The sequence below is a fragment of the Pseudoalteromonas sp. LC2018020214 genome (assembly GCF_016598755.1).
Taxonomy (GTDB): Bacteria; Pseudomonadota; Gammaproteobacteria; order Enterobacterales; family Alteromonadaceae; genus Pseudoalteromonas; species Pseudoalteromonas distincta.
Genome location: NZ_CP066804.1, coordinates 212,311 through 229,859, shown reverse-complemented (window position 1 = coordinate 229,859; position 17,549 = coordinate 212,311). Strand labels below are relative to the sequence as shown.

18 protein-coding genes are annotated in these 17,549 nt (G+C 40.8%); 10 read left to right on the top strand and 8 right to left on the bottom strand.

Features of this window, described 5'->3' with window-relative positions:
* The first annotated feature begins 190 nt into the window (after window positions 1-190).
* Both glpK and glpD read left to right on the top strand, forming a co-directional pair.
* The gene (gene glpK / locus JG479_RS01055; protein ID WP_200219752.1) at window positions 191-1,690 is read left to right on the top strand and encodes a glycerol kinase GlpK; all 1,500 of its coding nucleotides are present in this window, start codon (window positions 191-193) and stop codon (window positions 1,688-1,690) included.
* 211 nt (window positions 1,691-1,901) lie between these two features.
* Window positions 1,902-3,407, top strand: a complete 1,506-nt coding sequence (gene glpD, locus JG479_RS01050) for a glycerol-3-phosphate dehydrogenase (protein WP_200219751.1) — start codon at window positions 1,902-1,904, stop codon at window positions 3,405-3,407.
* Window positions 3,408-3,466: 59 nt separating this feature from the next.
* Here the strand turns inward: glpD and JG479_RS01045 are convergent, their stop codons facing one another.
* Both JG479_RS01045 and JG479_RS01040 read right to left on the bottom strand, forming a co-directional pair.
* The gene (locus JG479_RS01045; RefSeq protein ID WP_200219750.1) at window positions 3,467-4,417 is read right to left on the bottom strand and encodes a 2-dehydro-3-deoxygalactonokinase; all 951 of its coding nucleotides are present in this window, start codon (window positions 4,415-4,417) and stop codon (window positions 3,467-3,469) included.
* Window positions 4,418-4,420: 3 nt separating this feature from the next.
* Entirely contained in the window at window positions 4,421-5,179 is a 759-nt protein-coding gene (locus tag JG479_RS01040) for an SDR family NAD(P)-dependent oxidoreductase (protein WP_002958845.1), read from the bottom strand.
* Between the two features lie 199 nt (window positions 5,180-5,378).
* Between JG479_RS01040 and JG479_RS01035 the strand changes: the two genes are divergently transcribed.
* Complete coding sequence (locus JG479_RS01035; protein WP_149594479.1) at window positions 5,379-6,080, top strand: FadR/GntR family transcriptional regulator; 702 nt, start codon at window positions 5,379-5,381, stop codon at window positions 6,078-6,080.
* 208 nt (window positions 6,081-6,288) lie between these two features.
* On the opposite strand, the gene accC is transcribed toward JG479_RS01035, so the two are convergent.
* The 5 genes from accC to cutA form a co-directional block, all read right to left on the bottom strand.
* Entirely contained in the window at window positions 6,289-7,629 is a 1,341-nt protein-coding gene (gene accC / locus JG479_RS01030; RefSeq protein WP_002958843.1) for an acetyl-CoA carboxylase biotin carboxylase subunit, read from the bottom strand.
* A 26-nt stretch (window positions 7,630-7,655) separates the two neighbouring features.
* Entirely contained in the window at window positions 7,656-8,120 is a 465-nt protein-coding gene (accB, locus tag JG479_RS01025) for an acetyl-CoA carboxylase biotin carboxyl carrier protein (RefSeq protein WP_002958842.1), read from the bottom strand.
* Between the two features lie 38 nt (window positions 8,121-8,158).
* A complete protein-coding gene (gene aroQ, locus JG479_RS01020) occupies window positions 8,159-8,611 on the bottom strand; it encodes a type II 3-dehydroquinate dehydratase (RefSeq protein WP_002958841.1) in 453 nt (150 codons plus the stop codon).
* Window positions 8,612-8,838: 227 nt separating this feature from the next.
* Entirely contained in the window at window positions 8,839-10,668 is a 1,830-nt protein-coding gene (locus JG479_RS01015; RefSeq protein WP_200219749.1) for a protein-disulfide reductase DsbD, read from the bottom strand.
* On the bottom strand, window positions 10,668-10,988 hold the full coding sequence (gene cutA / locus JG479_RS01010) for a divalent-cation tolerance protein CutA (protein WP_002958839.1): 321 nt from the start codon (window positions 10,986-10,988) through the stop codon (window positions 10,668-10,670). Before cutA ends, JG479_RS01015 begins: the two co-directional genes overlap by 1 nt.
* A 178-nt stretch (window positions 10,989-11,166) precedes the next feature.
* Between cutA and JG479_RS01005 the strand changes: the two genes are divergently transcribed.
* The 5 genes from JG479_RS01005 (at window position 11,167) to JG479_RS00985 (ending at window position 14,675) form a co-directional block, all read left to right on the top strand.
* Window positions 11,167-11,643: an FxsA family protein gene (locus tag JG479_RS01005; RefSeq protein ID WP_002958838.1), complete on the top strand. Its 477-nt coding sequence runs from the start codon at window positions 11,167-11,169 to the stop codon at window positions 11,641-11,643.
* A gap of 110 nt (window positions 11,644-11,753) precedes the next feature.
* The gene (locus JG479_RS01000) at window positions 11,754-12,041 is read left to right on the top strand and encodes a co-chaperone GroES (protein ID WP_002958836.1); all 288 of its coding nucleotides are present in this window, start codon (window positions 11,754-11,756) and stop codon (window positions 12,039-12,041) included.
* 48 nt (window positions 12,042-12,089) lie between these two features.
* On the top strand, window positions 12,090-13,739 hold the full coding sequence (gene groL, locus JG479_RS00995) for a chaperonin GroEL (RefSeq protein WP_002958835.1): 1,650 nt from the start codon (window positions 12,090-12,092) through the stop codon (window positions 13,737-13,739).
* 136 nt (window positions 13,740-13,875) lie between these two features.
* A complete protein-coding gene (locus JG479_RS00990) occupies window positions 13,876-14,166 on the top strand; it encodes a hypothetical protein (protein ID WP_033030484.1) in 291 nt (96 codons plus the stop codon).
* 92 nt (window positions 14,167-14,258) lie between these two features.
* Window positions 14,259-14,675 carry a VOC family protein gene (locus tag JG479_RS00985; protein ID WP_200219748.1) on the top strand — a complete coding sequence of 139 codons (417 nt, stop codon included), beginning with the start codon at window positions 14,259-14,261 and terminating at the stop codon, window positions 14,673-14,675.
* 22 nt (window positions 14,676-14,697) lie between these two features.
* Here the strand turns inward: JG479_RS00985 and JG479_RS00980 are convergent, their stop codons facing one another.
* Window positions 14,698-16,173 carry an NAD(P)H-hydrate dehydratase gene (locus tag JG479_RS00980; RefSeq protein ID WP_200219747.1) on the bottom strand — a complete coding sequence of 492 codons (1,476 nt, stop codon included), beginning with the start codon at window positions 16,171-16,173 and terminating at the stop codon, window positions 14,698-14,700.
* 239 nt (window positions 16,174-16,412) lie between these two features.
* Between JG479_RS00980 and gmk the strand changes: the two genes are divergently transcribed.
* Window positions 16,413-17,033, top strand: coding sequence for a guanylate kinase (gene gmk / locus JG479_RS00975; RefSeq protein ID WP_002958830.1), 621 nt, complete (start codon window positions 16,413-16,415; stop codon window positions 17,031-17,033).
* 124 nt (window positions 17,034-17,157) lie between these two features.
* Window positions 17,158-17,433, top strand: coding sequence for a DNA-directed RNA polymerase subunit omega (rpoZ, locus tag JG479_RS00970; protein ID WP_002958829.1), 276 nt, complete (start codon window positions 17,158-17,160; stop codon window positions 17,431-17,433).
* Window positions 17,434-17,549: the final 116 nt, after the last annotated feature.

The window sequence follows — 17,549 nt, the reverse complement described above, 5'->3', positions numbered from 1 at the left end:
TTGTTTTAATCAATAGCCGCATACGCCCTTAAAATAATGCAAAAATAAAACGCCTTTTATATAAAAGAGTTACCAGCAAATATTGGCGTGTTTGTTTTTTAATCTGCTATTTTAAGAAAAAACCATTGCCATTAACTTCGGTTAAAGGCAATCTAGTCATATATAAGATAAGATAAATAACACAAATATCATGTCCAAATACATACTCTCAATTGATCAAGGAACCACAAGCTCTCGGGCCATCTTGTTTACAAAAGATGCAGACGTTTTTGGTACAGCACAACAAGAATTTTCGCAGCATTTTCCACAAAATGGTTGGGTAGAACACGACCCTAACGATATTTGGCAAACAGTGCTTAGCACTAGTCGCGAAGTGTTAACTAAAAACGATGTAAAGCCTGAAGAAATTATTGCCATTGGTATCACCAATCAGCGCGAAACCACTTTGGTATGGAACAAAAAAACAGGCAAAACAATTTATAACGCTATTGTATGGCAAGACCGTCGCACCAGTGACTATTGCGAAAGCCTAAGCACTGATGAGCTTTGCCAAACAATAAGCGATAAAACAGGCTTACTGCTCGACCCTTATTTTTCGGCCACTAAAGTTCGTTGGATTTTAGATAACGTTGAAGGCGCACGCGAACAAGCCCTTGCAGGCGAACTCGCCTTCGGTACGGTTGACACTTACCTACTTTGGCAGCTAACTGGCGGTAAAGAGCACCGCACCGATGCAACCAATGCATCGCGCACCATGTTATTTAATATTCACACCCAGCAGTGGGATCAAGAGCTTTTAGAGTTATTCGATATTCCAGAATCTATGCTGCCAGAAGTAATGGATTCAGCTGACGAGTTTGGTTCAACCAGCGCTGATATTTTTGGCGCGCCAATTCGCGTATGTGGTATTGCAGGCGATCAACAAGCTGCGCTTGTAGGACACGCATGTTTTGAACAAGGCATGGCTAAAAGTACTTACGGTACTGGCTGTTTTTTAATGCTTAACACTGGCGAAAAAGCACTGACCTCAGAAAACCGCTTACTGACCACTGTTGCCTACAGATTAAACGGCAAGCCAACTTATGCCATTGAAGGCAGTATATTTATGGCTGGCGCAACTATGCAGTGGATTGTTGAAGGCTTAAAACTACTTAGCCATGCTGGCGAAAGTGAGTCAATGGTTAAAGATGTACCGCTCGATCATGGTGTATTTTTAGTGCCTTCGTTTACTGGTTTAGGCGCTCCTTATTGGGACCCTAATGCACGTGGCGCTATTTTAGGGCTAACACGCGACTCTGGTATTAGCACTATTGTTGCGGCTGCTTTGCAATCAGTTGGTTACCAGACCAAAGATTTACAAAAAGCGATGGAGCGTGATGGCCTTCGCCCAAGTGTGCTTCGTGTAGATGGCGGTATGGTAAAAAATAATTGGGTTATGACTTTTTTATCAAATATTTTAGGTGCAACAGTTGAGCGCCCAACAGTGACCGAAACCACTTCTTTAGGGGTCGCTTATTTAGCGGGCTTGCAAGCAGGTGTGTACGAGTCGACTGAACAGTTATCTAAAATGTGGACATGCGACCGTCGCTTTGAGCCCACCATGAGTGCCGACGAGCGTAACGATCTATACGCAAAATGGCAGCACTGCGTAGCTCAAGTCTGCTTAACGAATAAAAACTGCCCGCAGTAAATACTAAGTGGCTAAGGCCAGTACTTTAGCCACTTTGCTTTTTTAACTTAGCTAAATGCTAGATTTAAAAGGCATGCTTTACTGCTTAAAATTGAAAATGGATTGGCGTCAAAATTAAAGAATAAAAAACTGGGTTTTCTATTGTCAAATGAAAACAGCAGCTTTATTATGCTTATGTCTTATTTATATTACAAATAAAAAGGTTAGCTCGGTGGAATTAGCAGATAACGAATATGACTTACTAGTCATCGGTGGCGGTGTAAACGGCACTGGAATAGCAGCTGATGCAGCTGGCAGAGGGTTAAAAGTTCTATTGTGCGAACAATCAGACCTTGCCTGTGCAACATCTTCAAACAGTTCTAAGCTGATCCACGGCGGTCTGCGCTACCTTGAGCACTACGAATTTAGATTAGTAAAAGAAGCCCTAGCAGAGCGAGAAGTGCTACTTAAGAACGCACCTCACATTATGTGGCCACTTACTTTTAGATTGCCGCATCAAAAGCATTTACGCCCTGCGTGGATGATTCGCATTGGTTTGTTTATGTATGACAACCTAGCGAAACGCGAAACACTAGCGGGTTCTCGAAGCATTAAATTTGGTGAAAATAGCGTTTTAGAACCCTCTATTACCAAAGGATTTGAATACTCTGATGGCTGGGTTGATGACTCTCGCTTAGTCGTTTTAAACGCCCTTGCAGCGCAGGAAAAAGGCGCCGTTATTACCACACAAACTAAGTGTGTAAATGCTAAACGTGAGCAAGGTAAATGGCAGGTAACGCTTGAGCAGCAAAAGAGTAAAGCTAAATACACCATTTCTGCCAAAGGCATTGTTAATGCTGCGGGTCCTTGGGTAGCTAAATTATTTGATGAAGCCCTAACAGAAAAATCACCACAAAATATTCGCCTTGTAAAAGGTAGCCATATTGTAGTGCCTCGCATTCACGATGAAAAACAAGCTTATATTTTACAAAATAAAGATCAGCGCATTGTGTTTGTTATTCCGTTTGAAGATGACTTCTCACTTATTGGCACAACCGATGTAGAGCACAAAGGTGAAGCACAAGACGTTAAAATTAGTGATGAAGAAATTGATTACTTAATTGATATTACTAATATCTACTTTAAACAACCGATTAAACGCGAAGACATAGTACATACCTTTTCTGGTGTACGCCCATTACTTGATGACGAATCAGTTAATGCACAAGCCGTTACTCGCGATTATAAATTAGAGCTTTCGAGTGATGCTAAGCAAACACCTCTACTGAGTGTGTTTGGCGGAAAAATTACAACTTATCGCAAACTTGCCGAAGCTGCGGTTAATAAGCTTGAAGACTTTTATCCGCAAATGAGCAATGCGTGGACCAAACATAGTCCGCTCCCTGGTGGTGATTTTAGCTCTGTAGAAGCACTTAAATCAGAGCTAAAAGCAAAATACGAATGGCTACCTGAAATAACACTTAAACGTTTTGTACGCACTTATGGTACTCGTGCTAAACATATATTAGGTAGTGCAACTGGGTTGAGTGATTTAGGCCAAGATTTTGGCCATGGTTTATTTGCAGCAGAAGTAGATTACTTGCTAAATGAAGAGTGGGCAGAAAACGCATACAATATTTTATGGCGCCGCAGTAAATTAGGACTACGTTTTAATGAGGCGCAAGTTGCTGCGCTTAATGATTATATTGAGCATAACCAAGCAGCTAAAAGCGCTTAATTATTCAGTTATAATAGCTTCCTGCTAACCCCTTTATAATTTAACCGTTATAAAGGGGTTTATTTTTTTGACTCTAAATTAAATAAATAATTAAAGCCGCTAAGCGTCGCTGTTTTAATATCAAACTCAACACACTTCACACCTATTTGGTTAAGCGCCGTAGTAAAACACTTATTCAGCTGCTTTGTGCCAATCACCACAACTTGCGTATCACTTAATAATTGCCATTCGCTAGCGTGGCGAGCTGCTCGTACATCGCTGCCAATTAATACACCCGACAAATAGGCTTTAGCTTGCACTGGCGTTAACTCCTTTGAAAGCTGGCGGGTACGCACACTAAAAATACCATGTGCCAAGTTACCGCTATCACTACCTAAAGTTAGCTCACAGCCTTGCTCAAATGCTTTAAAGTCAAACTCACCTTCTGCGCAGTCGTTAGGAATTAAAACACTTTGATGACATAACAAATCATATAACTCGCCGGTCATGGCTGTTTTAAAGCAAATGATTTCGCCGTTGTTTATAAGCACCCATTTAGTATGTGTACCAGGCAAACATAATAATATTTTACCTTGTTGATACTGTGGATTTTGTTTTAAAAACCCTAAAATTTGCAGCTCTTCGCCGCGCATTACATCAAATAAGCTATTTTGCAGCGTACACTTTGTGCCAGGTAACGCTTTAATAATATGTCCATCGCAATCAAAGCTAACAGCAGCATTAAGTAACCCTTCGGGATTAATCGGGCATTCTAAATAAGGCGTTTCGTGCCAGCCGATGCTTGAGGTAATTTGCCCAGCAATATATATAGGTAAGCTGCCATATTCTTGCTTCCACACTGCAATGGTGTCGATTAGGGTTTGCTCAAAATTTTGATTTGCCTTAACAACACCTGGGCCATCACGTTGTGCTAATAGTTTAAGTGTTGATTGCGCTCGTACTTCGCACAAATAAGCGCGTAAATGGCTCGTGCCCCAGTCAACAGCAATAAAAAGAGATGAAGTAGCCAAGCTTTAAAGCCTCCCACCGTCAATTTTAATACTTTGCCCGGTGATCATACTGCTTTCATCGGCGGCTAAAAAGAGTGCCAAATTAGCAACATCTTCAGGAGTTACTAATTTTTTAAGCGCCATGGCTTCCATCCACTTAACTTGCTCTTCTTCGGTAAACCAGCTTGCTAGTTGACGGTCGGTAGCCACCCACCCTGGTAAAATAGCGTTAACGCGAATACCAAACTCGCCGTAATCGCGAGCCAGTGCCTTAGTCATACCAATTAGGCCTGCTTTTGCGGTTACATAGCCTGCCATTTGAGGTTGCCCCATAATAGCGTTAATAGAACTAAAGTTAATGATACTGCCCGCTCCATCGCCCTTCATAAAAGACATAGCAACTTGAGAGGCAAAAAATGCAGGGTTTAAGTTTATTTGTAAGCACTGATCCCAGTCTTGCACTGTAACGTCTTCGCTTGCTTGACGGCGATCGTTCGCTACATTATTAACTAGTACATTAATGGCACCAAAAGCGGCGCATGCATCCACAAGTGATTGCTGAAGTGCATGAGAGTCAGTTACATCAACTTGCCTATACCATAGTTTTGCATTGGGTAAATCACGAATAAGCGATTGCGCTGCCTTATCATCAATATCTATAAATGCTACTTTTGCATTTTGGTTTACAAAGGATTTAACCATTGCTCTACCAATGCCTGATGCACCGCCTGTAATAAAAATAACTTTACCAGAAAGACTATGATATTGAGCTAGGGTGTTCAAATTCAACTCTCCATACAGCGCATTTTCAATTTTAATTAAACCCTTTATAAACTTACATTTACAGTATAAAGAGCCAAACTAAGTTGTTATTGCTGTGCTAAAATATTTAACTAATTAAAAGTTTATATCATATCCTTAAGTACATTAATATGATATATGATATATAATAAAGCAATATATCAACTCGGAATCCTGCGCAATGAAAAGCCAACCCCGTCAAAATTTAACACAACAATTAACCCACGATTTGGGTTTTGCTATTGTGCGTGGTGTTTACCCTGTAAGCGAAGGCCTGCCTTCTGAAGCCGATTTATGTATAAAGTATGATGTAAGTCGCAGCGCTACCCGCGAAGCGGTAAAAATGCTCTCTGCTAAAGGATTAATTTCATCGCGTCCTAAGCAAGGTATTCGTGTATTACCTGAAAGTAGCTGGAACATGTTTGATACCGACGTACTTCGTTGGATTTTAAGCAGCAAGCCATCACTGTCGTTATTAAAAGAGTTTACTCAAGTACGCGTTGCCCTTGAACCACAAGCGGCCGCTCTTGCAGCACTAAATGCAACTGCAGAACAACTCGCTGATATAGATAATGCCTTAGCCCGTATGGCTGAAGCAGACGAAGGCTTAGACGACCCATTAGAAGCCGACATTGCTTTTCATACCAGCATATTAGTGGCCAGTAACAATCGCTTTTTTGTGCAGTTAACTGAGTTTATTAGTACTGCCCTTAGAGTAAGTATTCGTTATACAAACCACATTAAAGGTGTACCGGGCGCAGATGTTGCCAAGCACGCTGATATTTTAGAGACCATAAAGTCACGCGATCCTGAGCGCGCTAAAAAAGCAGTAGAAACAATTTTAGAAGAAGCACTACAGTTAATTGAATCTAAATTAGTGTAATGTTAGTTCAACATATTATATAAATATTGAGTCCATAGAATTTACTCTTTGCAGTATATTTTATGGACTTTTTTATTGCCTATAAAACTTAAATTACAGGCATTAAAAAATCCGATATCAGTCTCCTGATATCGGATTTTTAATTATTTAAATCAGCTTAATAACTCGGGTTATTAACTAAGATAAAACGCCTTTTTACAGGCTAGAATTACAATCCTAATTTCTTCTCAAGATAGTGGATGTTAGTACCACCATTTTGGAAGTTTTCATCTGCAAGAATTCTCTTATGCAAAGGAGTATTAGTTTTAATTCCGTCAATTACTAGCTCGTTAAGTGCATTGCGCGCGCGGGCGATAGCTACGTCACGGTTTTCACCGTAAGTGATTAACTTACCAATCATTGAATCGTAATGTGGTGGAACCGTATAGTCAGCGTAAATATGGCTGTCCCAACGAATACCTAAGCCACCAGCAGGATGGAAACGTGTAATTTTACCCGGTGAAGGGATAAACGTTTCAGGGTCTTCAGCATTAATACGACACTCAATAGCATGACCACGAATAACAACGTCGTCTTGCGTGAATGATAATGGTTGACCGGCAGCAATTTTTAACTGCTCTTTGATTAAATCAATACCAGTAACCATTTCAGTTACAGGGTGTTCAACCTGAATACGTGTATTCATTTCGATGAAGTAAAACTCGCCGTTTTCGTATAAAAACTCAAACGTACCTGCACCGCGGTAACCGATTTCGATACATGCACGTGTACAGCGTTCACCAATAAATTTACGTGTTTCTGCAGTAATACCTGGCGCTGGTGCTTCTTCAACTACTTTTTGGTGACGACGTTGCATAGAACAATCACGTTCACCTAAATGTACTGCATTACCTTGGCCATCGGCTAATACTTGAACTTCGATATGGCGTGGGTTTTCAAGGAATTTCTCCATGTAAACCATGCTATTACCAAAGAACTGCTTAGCTTCTTGCTGTGTTAATGCAATTGAATCAATAAGTTCAGATTCGCTACGAACAACACGCATACCACGACCACCACCGCCACCAGCGGCTTTGATGATTACCGGGTAACCGATTCGTTTGGCGATTTGCATGTTACGTTCTTTATCATCTGATACCGGACCATCAGACCCTGGTACACATGGAACGCCTGCTTTACGCATTGCTGAAATAGCAGAAACTTTATCACCCATAAGGCGAATAGTGTCACCTTTTGGACCAATAAATACAAAACCACTTTGCTCAACTTGGTCGGCAAAATCAGCGTTTTCTGCAAGGAAACCGTAACCTGGATGAATCGCTACAGCGTCAGTTATTTCAGCCGCAGCAATAATGCGCGGGATATCTAAATAACTTTCAGTTGCTGATGGTCTACCAATACAGATGGTTTCATCTGCAAGCAATACATGCTTAAGATCGCGATCCGCCGTTGAATGCACAGCAACCGTTTTGATCCCAAGCTCTTTGCAGGCGCGCAATATACGAAGTGCAATTTCACCTCGGTTTGCAATGACTACTTTATCTAACATTAGAGTTGGCCTTTTAGGTTACGCTATTATTCAATGATGAATAGAGGTTGATCAAATTCTATTGGCTCGCCATTTTCAGCTAAGATAGCTCTTACTGTACCGGCTTTATCTGACTCAATTTGGTTCATCATTTTCATAGCTTCGATAATACAAAGCGTATCGCCAACTTTAACTTGCTGACCAACTTCTACATACGCTGGAGCTTCAGGAGACGCTGCTGCATAGAAAGATCCAACCATTGGTGATTTAACTTGATGGCCAGTAGGTTCTGCTGGAGCTGCTGCTTCAACTGCTACAGGAGCTGCTGCAACTGGAGCTGGGGCTGCTGGCGCCGGTGCATATTGCTGTGGAGCAAATTGCGGGTAACCAGGGCCTGCGCTCATGTTGTTACGGTTAATACGTACTGACTCTTCACCTTCAGTGATTTCTAGCTCAGCAATACCTGATTCTTCTACTAATTCGATAAGCTTCTTTATCTTGCGAATATCCATTACACGACCCGCCTGTTTGTTTGTGTGTTAATTTAAAATTAAATCGAGTTTTTCAACCGGCTCACAGCGGCATTTAATGCTGCGTGGTAACCCATTGCACCTAATCCACATATCACGCCTTGTGCCACATCAGAAAAATACGAATGATGACGAAAGGCTTCACGTGCGTGCACATTACTTAAGTGCACTTCAAAAAACGGAATATCAACACTTAGCAATGCATCACGTAATGCAACGCTTGTATGCGTAAATGCAGCAGGGTTAATTATTATGTAATCAACCGCTTGCCAAGCACTGTGTATTCGCTCAATGAGGGCTTGCTCACTATTACTTTGAAAATGTGCTAACTCAACATCTAGACTATCAGCGGCACTGGTTAGTTCGCTCATAATTTCACTTAGCGTTTGAAAACCGTATTTATCCGGTTCACGTTTGCCAAGCATGTTCAAATTTGGACCATTTATAACTAAAAGGTTAAATTTTGCAGCCATAATACGCGATATATCCTATAAGTAATGAGTTAAGCGGTTGCTAAGTAGTTTTTCGCTTTTAAGTAAGCAGAAAAAGTAATGTAGCAACAAATTCTCACGTTAACCAACTATTATAGTGATTTCGATGTAAATAGCAGCAAAATACTGGTCCAATCTCTATTTTGGGAACGAACAACTAGGAGGGAGTCGTAAGCCACTTAATATAACCAAGTGGCTCTATTGCACTATTATTGTGCGCTGGCGCGCACTGTAGCAAGGTGTTTAGCAAAATCTTCTGCGTTTAAAAAGCCGGTTACACGTTGTGTAGTTAGCTCTTTACCTTGGGTGTTAAAAAACAAAATACTAGGTAAACCAAACACGGTGTACTCTTCCATTAACTCAATTGTTTTATTGTCACTGTTAGTTAAATCAACTTGAATTAGCTGATAATGGCTAAATTCACTTTGCACTTTGGCATCTGGAAACGTGTAATGCTCAAACTCTTTACACGCCACACACCAGTCGGCATATAAGTCGACCATAACCATTCGACCTTCATTACTCGCTTGCGCTACGGCTTCTTTTAGCTCAGCTAAATCCGCCACCTTTTTAAACTCATTACTTTGTGAGCTAACTTGCATAGCTTGTACTGGCCAAAAGTAGTTTTTAGTTAACGTAAACCCTGTCATAACTAATAGCGTTGCAGCAAACCATAATGCAGTTTTTAACTTGCTTTGTGTTTGGCTACTTTGCCAGTGATGTAGATAAAGTGCCGTTGCTAATGCAAGCACACCTGCCATTAATAATATAATGTCGGCGCTGATTAGGCGCTCAAGTAATATAAGCGGCACAACAAGCATTACAAAGCCAAACAAGGTTTTAACTTGCTCCATCCAACCACCTGCTTTAGGAAGCAACTTACCGCCAGATGTACCAAGTAATAAAAGTGGTAACCCCATACCTAAACTAAGCACGTATAGTGTTAAACCACCTACTAAGTAATCACCACTTTGCGCAACAAATAAGAGCGCCGCCGACAGTGGCGCAGTAGTACACGGTGATGCAATTAACCCCGACAGTACGCCCATTAAAAATACGCCAACGTAGTTGCCGCCTTTTTGATTGTTACTTACTTGGGTTAGCTTGCTCATCATACTACTTGGCAATTTAATTTCGTACCAACCAAACATCGACATAGCCAATAATACAAATAGTAAACTAAAGCTAACTAGTACAAATGGATGCTGTAAATACCCCTGAACTTGCCCACCAAGCGCCGCAACAACTAAACCAAGCGCTGCATAGGTAACTGCCATGCCTTGTATATATACAAACGACAACGCAAACGCTTTTTTAGTTGAAAGGTTTTGCTGACCCGCAATTAAGCTCGACAAAATAGGAAACATAGGGAATACGCAAGGCGTAAAAGCAAGGCCTACACCAACAACAAAAAATATAAGTAAATTAGTTATTAAGCCCTGACTTGCTAACTGTTCAGTAAAAGTAAGTTCTTTTTCGGTATCATCCGAATTTGTTGTAGGTTCAGTAGCTGGCTCGTTGAGTGCTGCAAATGTACTTTGCGCTGTTGCCGCTTCATCGGTAGCGCTATTTTGATCTACATTTTTAACCTGTGCGCCACTAATAACACTAAGTGGGATGCTAATTACTTCTGGTGGATAGCAAAGCCCTGCTTTTGCACAGCCTTGGTAACGAACTTTAACCACGGCGCCTTCGGTTACATTACTTAGCTTACTAATAACACTCGCGGAATTAAAAAAAACCTCTGTTTTACCAAAAAATTCATCTTCAATAATTTCGCCACTGCCGGAGTCGCCTACTTGAATGTTTGCACCTTTGGCGATAATTTCTATTTTCTTTTTATATAAATAATAGTCTGGCGCTATATCCCAACCTACAAACAAGGTACTGCCTTGTTGGTCAAAATCAAAAACAAACGCTTGGTCTACAGGTAAAAAAGTCTGTTGCGGAGGCCCAAGTAGATCACCAAGCACATTATTAGTCGCAGCCTTTACGGGTACGGTTAATAATGTAATCAACAATAAAAAGAAAAAACGCATTAATTCAGTACCTCGTCCATCCAATTAAAATACGCCAAATTACCAGTTGAAACTTCTACAACCTGAATCTCCGGCACTTCGTAGCTATGTAGCTCTTTTATTGTTAAAAACACATCGTTCATTTTATCTGCTTTTGTTTTTATAAGTAGCTTGGCTTCAGTTGCTTCTGCTACTTCGCCCTCCCACATATAAATAGAGCCCATGTTAGGTAAAATATTTACACAAGCTGCTAGCTTTTTTTCTACCAACGCCCTTGCTAGGCTGCGTGCTTCTGCTTCGTCTTTGCAGGTCGTAAAAATCATTTTAAAATGCGTAGTCATTATGAACCTATTCTTATTGGACAGTGTCTAGCTTCATAGTATCTGATAGCCGATACAATGTGTAGACGCTTAAATATCAGTAAAATGACTATACCTATGCCCTAACCTTGAAAAGAGACCTAGTCACCCTCATTTATATTTCATCAACTCTTTTGAGTGTCATTATTTAGAGAGCGCTATGTTTAGATTTTTATTTGTGTTGTTTATCATCATCCCTATTATCGAAATCGCCTTACTGATTCAAGTAAGCGATGTGATTGGCGGATTTGCAACAATTGCACTTGTTGTTATTACCGCGATTTTAGGTGCCAAAATGGTTAAAACACAAGGTATGGGTGCGCTGCAAAACGTACAAGCGCAAATGGCGCAAGGGCAAATGCCAGCCAAAGAATTATTTACCGGAATATGCGTTGTAATTGCAGGGGTATTATTACTTACCCCTGGCATTATGACCGACGTGTTTGGGTTACTATTATTAACGCCTGCAATTCGTAACAAACTGGCCGCAGGCCTTGCTAGCCAAGCAACTGTTAGAATGAGCGCAGGTAGGCAACAAGGGCCATCGCCGTTTGCTGGGCAGCAACATGCTGAACGAGAGCAAGGGCAAATGGAACGACCAACGACTATTGATGGCGAATATGAGCGAAAAGATTAAAAATTTATCATTTTTTCTCTTGGAATTTTACACTCTACCCCCATTAATGAATGCAAATTAGAAAAGCTTTTTTCTGTACTGTTCAGAAACTGTTAGGAGAACTAAAAAACATGAACATTCGTCCTTTACAAGATCGCGTAATCGTTAAACGTCTAGAAGAAGAAACAAAATCTGCTGGCGGTATTGTATTAACTGGCTCTGCAGCTGAAAAATCAACTCGCGGAGAAGTTGTAGCCGTAGGTAATGGTCGCGTTTTAGATAACGGTGACGTGAGAGCGTTAGAAGTTAAAGCCGGTGACACTGTGTTATTTGGCTCATATGTTGAAAAAGTTGAAAAGATCGAAGGTCAAGAGTACCTGATCATGCGTGAAGATAATATTTTAGGCATTGTAGGCTAAACCTACTTTTCGTTTATAAACATTTAAGAATTTAGAGGAATTTAAAACATGGCAGCAAAAGAAGTACTTTTTGCAGGTGACGCACGCGCTAAAATGCTAACTGGCGTAAACATCCTGGCAAACGCAGTAAAAGTTACATTAGGTCCTAAAGGCCGTAACGTTGTACTAGACAAATCATTTGGCTCTCCAGTTATCACTAAAGATGGTGTATCTGTAGCAAAAGAAATCGAACTTGAAGACAAGTTTGAAAACATGGGCGCACAAATGGTTAAAGAAGTTGCATCTAAAGCCAATGATGCAGCCGGCGATGGTACAACTACCGCTACAGTACTTGCACAGTCTATTGTTAATGAAGGCCTTAAAGCTGTTGCAGCAGGCATGAATCCAATGGATCTTAAGCGCGGCATCGACAAAGCAGTTATTGCTGCTGTTGCAGAGCTTAAAGCGTTATCTGTTCCTTGTTCTGATACTAAAGCAATTGCACAAGTAGGTACTATTTCAGCTAACTCTGATCAAGAGATTGGTAATATCATTGCTCAAGCAATGGAAAAAGTAGGCCGCAACAGTGGTGTTATTACTGTAGAAGAAGGTCAATCACTTGAAAACGAACTAGATGTTGTTGAAGGCATGCAGTTTGACCGTGGTTACTTATCTCCTTACTTTATCAACAGCCCAGAAAAAGGCACTGTTGAACTAGATAACCCATTTATTCTACTTGTAGATAAAAAAATATCTAACATCCGTGAATTATTACCAACATTAGAAGCGGTTGCTAAAGCAAGTAAACCACTACTAATCATCGCAGAAGACCTTGAAGGCGAAGCACTAGCTACATTAGTAGTTAATAACATGCGCGGTATTGTTAAAGTATCAGCTGTTAAAGCACCTGGCTTTGGCGATCGTCGTAAAGCAATGCTACAAGATATTGCTGTATTAACTGGCGGTACTGTTATTTCTGAAGAAATCGGCTTAGAGCTTGAAAAAGCAACAGTTGAAGACCTAGGTACAGCTAAACGCGTAATTATCACTAAAGATGATACAACTATCATTGATGGTGCTGGTGAAGAAGCAGGTATTACTGGTCGTGTTTCTCAAATTAAAGCACAAATTGAAGAAGCTACATCTGACTACGATAAAGAAAAACTTCAAGAGCGCATGGCTAAACTAGCTGGCGGTGTTGCAGTAATCAAAGTAGGTGCTGCTACTGAAATCGAAATGAAAGAGAAAAAAGACCGCGTTGAAGATGCATTAAATGCAACTCGTGCAGCGGTTGAAGAAGGCGTAGTACCTGGCGGCGGTGTTGCACTTGTACGTGCTGCTAGCAAGCTAGTTGATTTAGTTGGCGACAACGAAGATCAAAACCACGGTATTAAAGTTGCACTTCGTGCGATGGAAGCACCACTTCGTCAAATCGTAACTAACGCAGGTGACGAAGCATCAGTTGTAATTAACGCAGTTAAAGGCGGCGATGGTAACTACGGTTACAACGCAGCAACGGGCGAATACAACGACATGATTGAAATGGGTATCCTAGATCCAACTAAAGTAACACGCTCTGCACTACAGTTTGCAGGGTCTATTGCGGGTCTAATGATCACTACTGAAGCAATGGTAGCTGAAATCCCTAAAGACGAATCTGCTGGTGCACCTGATATGGGTGGCATGGGCGGAATGGGTGGTATGGGCGGAATGATGTAATAAATATCACCGTTTAAGCACCTCGCTTATATAAAAAACCAGCTTCGGCTGGTTTTTTGCTTTTTAGAATAAAAATCATTGATATTGTTTAATTTATACCCATACCTAAGTTACGTATAACTAAGATTTATATTAAATGGATTTATTAAATAATAACGAAATATTCATCTTCTTTGTTTTTGTTGCTCTTGTGACTGGGTTATTTTCATTCGTAGTTTGGGCTATGCTCAAAATGGTCACGTGGGGTAAAAGTATGTCTAAGGGGGCTTATTTATTTTTAGCATTCTTTCCGCTTATTTCTATTATTCCTATCCCACCACCTACCTACGAAAATGTACAAAAAGCAAAACAAGAACAAAGAAAACGCAAAGAAGACTCAGGTGATCCACCCGATGATGAAGATGATGAAGACGAACTTACAAGTTAGTTAAAATTACACTCTACGAGCATATACCCTGCGTAGTCGCTAACTAATATGATAAAAAGCACATTTATTTAATAGTACGGAGTAAACCAAACATGACTAACGCTCAACAGCATATCGGCAGCATTGCATTAGTTGTTAAGGACTACGACGATGCCATTGAGTTTTATACTCAAAAGCTTAATTTTGAGTTAGTCGAAGATACTGATTTAGGTGATGGTAAACGCTGGGTGTTAATTTCACCTCCAAATTCAAACAGGGCTAATTCGAGCAGGACTAATCTACTACTTGCTAAAGCCACAACACCCGAACAGATCAGTGCTATTGGTAATCAAACGGGTGGTCGCGTGTTTTTATTTTTGCATACTAATGATTTCTGGCGAGATTATAATTTAATGCTTTCTAAAGGCGTTACATTTAACGAAGAGCCTAGAGTAGAACCCTATGGCACCGTAGTGGTTTTTGAAGACCTATATGGTACAAAGTGGGATTTACTGCAGCCTAATAATTAGTTATGTAAAGTGACGCTTTAACTCACGTCACTTTATTAACTAACTCTCTTACAATTGGGAATAGATCACTGGGTAGCATTCCCCTTTGCCCATCTCGCTCACTTGCGATATCACCGGCTTTAGCGTGCAGTGTTACGCCATAGCGTGCTGCTTCATCAATATTTAAACCTTGAGCAAGTAATGCCCCAATAATACCAGTGAGTACATCGCCACTGCCGCCAACGGCCAGTGCTGGGTTGCCATCTTCACACACCCACGTGTGCTGGGCATTAGCTATTAATGTTCCTGCGCCTTTTAATACACAAGTCGCGTTATAGCGCTTGGCGCAAAGGCGGGCATAATTAAAGCGGTCTGATTCTATGTCGCTGGTACTAACACTTAGCAGTCGCGAAGCTTCGCCTGGATGTGGCGTAAGTACGCATTGCTCTAACATATACGATGAGGCTTGCTTAGCGAGTAAATTAAGGGCGTCTGCATCTATAACCAATGGCATTTTATTGTTTTGGCAATATTGCATTACTTCATCGAATGTTTGTTGTGCCCACTCGTCTTGCCCAAGCCCTGGGCCAATAACAACGCAGCTTGCCCACTCTAGCGCTTGATGTAAGTTATTACTGCTTACCATAAGCTCTGGTCTGCCAATACTAATAGGCGTTATTGAGCTTTCGTGTGTATACACCCTTACCATGCCAGCACCCGTTCTAAGAGCTGCTTCACTACTTAACCTAATTGCACCTGCAGTACCTTGATTGCCACCCACACATAAAAGCTTGCCATGGCTGCCTTTGTGACTATTGATTGCCCGCGTGGCTATTCCTTTAAAGCTATTAATATTTATCAAGATTCCTGATGATTGAGCTATACAAGTAAACGCATCGCCAATTGCTAAATCATCAAAAACTAACTTACCGCTATATTGTTTACCTGCCGTCGTTGTGAGCCCTTGCTTTATACCTACAAAAGTAACGGTTGAAGTAGCTTGTACTGCGCACCCTAAAGGCTGTCCTGTATTTGCTTCAATGCCTGATGGAATATCAATGCTTATTACGGGCTTACCACTGTTATTTACAGCGTTAATTATATTCGCAAAATTATCGCGTACGGCGCTATTAAGCCCAGTACCAAGGAGCGCATCAATAACGATATCGTACTCATTAAGAGCATCTTTTGTAAAATGAGAAACCACCCCACCCGCTTCTATCCATAGCTGCTGAGCTTTTGCAGCATCACCTTTTAATGTTTTGTCGGGTTCAGCAGCGCATACTGTTACCTTTTTACCTGATTGCATAATAAGCCTAGCTACAACGTAACCGTCTCCAGCGTTGTTACCATGGCCAACAATGACTAATGTATGCTGTGCATCAAATAACTGCCATTGCTTATATACAGCCTCTCCTGCCCGCTGCATTAAGGTAAATAAATCGCAATGACTATTTTTAGCCGCTAAAGCTTCATTATCTCTTACTTGTTGCGCGGTAAATAAGGTTTTATTAAGCATAAAGGCTCCTTTAATAGGTGATACTTCACCTTATCAAATACTTATATCTAGCGGCTAGTTCTGTTGGCAATTTTAAATTGCAATTTTATTTAAAGTCTAACACTGCCACTTCAATTTGGGCATGGCTCACTTGAGCACGTCTAACTTGAGCAAGGTAAGCTAATTAAAGTACAATGTAGTTAATTAAAGGCTTGGTTTACTTGTAATCCAAGCCTGTTTATTTTTAGGTAGAGAAAAGTATGGCACAAACTCGCGGTAACTTATTTATTTTATCAGCCCCTTCAGGTGCTGGTAAATCAAGCTTAATCAATGCGTTATTAAAAAAGCACGCTGATATGAAAGTATCTGTATCACATACAACTCGCGCCCCTCGCCCAGGCGAAGAAAATGGTGTGCATTATCACTTTGCATCTACAGATGAGTTTAAAGCGCTTATTGCCAAAGATGACTTTTTTGAATGGGCCCAAGTGTTTGACAATTACTACGGCACATCAAAGCAGGCTATTGAGTCGCAACTTGATGCGGGTATTGATGTGTTTTTAGATATTGATTGGCAAGGCGCGCAACAAGTGCGCGAAATAATGCCAAGCGTAAAAACAATTTTTATACTACCTCCTTCAAAAGAAGAGTTAGAGCAACGCTTAAATAATCGCGGCCAAGATTCGGCCGAGGTTATTGCCTCTCGTATGGCAAAAGCACAATCTGAAACATCACATTATAACGAATACGACTATGTAATTGTTAATGATGACTTTGAGACTGCGCTTGGCGACATAGAAATGATTGTAATGGCTCAGCGCTTAACCCTAAAAGCGCAAGAAGAACGCCATCAAGTTTTACTAAATAGCCTGCTTAAATAATTTAAGTCTATTTAAATCATGCTTAGACAAGTAAAACTGATAAAAATTGAACACTGGCTATTGGCGAAAGTGGCTGCTTGCAGTAAACTACGTCTTTGATTTAAATTATTTTTGGAGTGCTGTGATGGCCCGCGTAACAGTTGAAGATGCAGTAGATGCAGTTGGTAATCGTTTTGACTTAATTTTAGTTGCGGCTCGTCGTGCCCGCCAAATTGCTGTTGGTGGTAAAACTCCACTAGTAGACCCTGAAAACGATAAGCCAACGGTAGTTGCTTTACGTGAAATTGAACTAGGTTTAGTTGATAGCTCTTCAATGGACTTAATTGACCGTGAAGAACAACAACACCAAGAAGCAGCTGAATTAGCTGCTGTTGCTGCTATTGTTGGTGGCAACCAATAATCGACCTCCCGGTCTGATTTAGCCAACGGCGCAGTATTTCTACTATAGCCGTTGGCAATCCTCTCTTTTCATCGTATATTCGTAGCTTACCTAATTTGCTTCACTAGGGCTGTTTA

Coding starts and splice junctions, on each gene's coding strand:
- JG479_RS00985 (WP_200219748.1), top strand. CDS start 14,259: ATGACTAACGCTCAACAGCATATCGGCAGCATTGCATTAGTTGTTAAG.
- accB (WP_002958842.1), bottom strand. CDS start 8,120: ATGGATATTCGCAAGATAAAGAAGCTTATCGAATTAGTAGAAGAATCA.
- JG479_RS01000 (WP_002958836.1), top strand. CDS start 11,754: ATGAACATTCGTCCTTTACAAGATCGCGTAATCGTTAAACGTCTAGAA.
- JG479_RS01015 (WP_200219749.1), bottom strand. CDS start 10,668: ATGCGTTTTTTCTTTTTATTGTTGATTACATTATTAACCGTACCCGTA.
- glpK (WP_200219752.1), top strand. CDS start 191: ATGTCCAAATACATACTCTCAATTGATCAAGGAACCACAAGCTCTCGG.
- rpoZ (WP_002958829.1), top strand. CDS start 17,158: ATGGCCCGCGTAACAGTTGAAGATGCAGTAGATGCAGTTGGTAATCGT.
- gmk (WP_002958830.1), top strand. CDS start 16,413: ATGGCACAAACTCGCGGTAACTTATTTATTTTATCAGCCCCTTCAGGT.
- JG479_RS00990 (WP_033030484.1), top strand. CDS start 13,876: ATGGATTTATTAAATAATAACGAAATATTCATCTTCTTTGTTTTTGTT.
- aroQ (WP_002958841.1), bottom strand. CDS start 8,611: ATGGCTGCAAAATTTAACCTTTTAGTTATAAATGGTCCAAATTTGAAC.
- cutA (WP_002958839.1), bottom strand. CDS start 10,988: ATGACTACGCATTTTAAAATGATTTTTACGACCTGCAAAGACGAAGCA.
- groL (WP_002958835.1), top strand. CDS start 12,090: ATGGCAGCAAAAGAAGTACTTTTTGCAGGTGACGCACGCGCTAAAATG.
- JG479_RS01035 (WP_149594479.1), top strand. CDS start 5,379: ATGAAAAGCCAACCCCGTCAAAATTTAACACAACAATTAACCCACGAT.
- JG479_RS01005 (WP_002958838.1), top strand. CDS start 11,167: ATGTTTAGATTTTTATTTGTGTTGTTTATCATCATCCCTATTATCGAA.
- JG479_RS00980 (WP_200219747.1), bottom strand. CDS start 16,173: ATGCTTAATAAAACCTTATTTACCGCGCAACAAGTAAGAGATAATGAA.
- accC (WP_002958843.1), bottom strand. CDS start 7,629: ATGTTAGATAAAGTAGTCATTGCAAACCGAGGTGAAATTGCACTTCGT.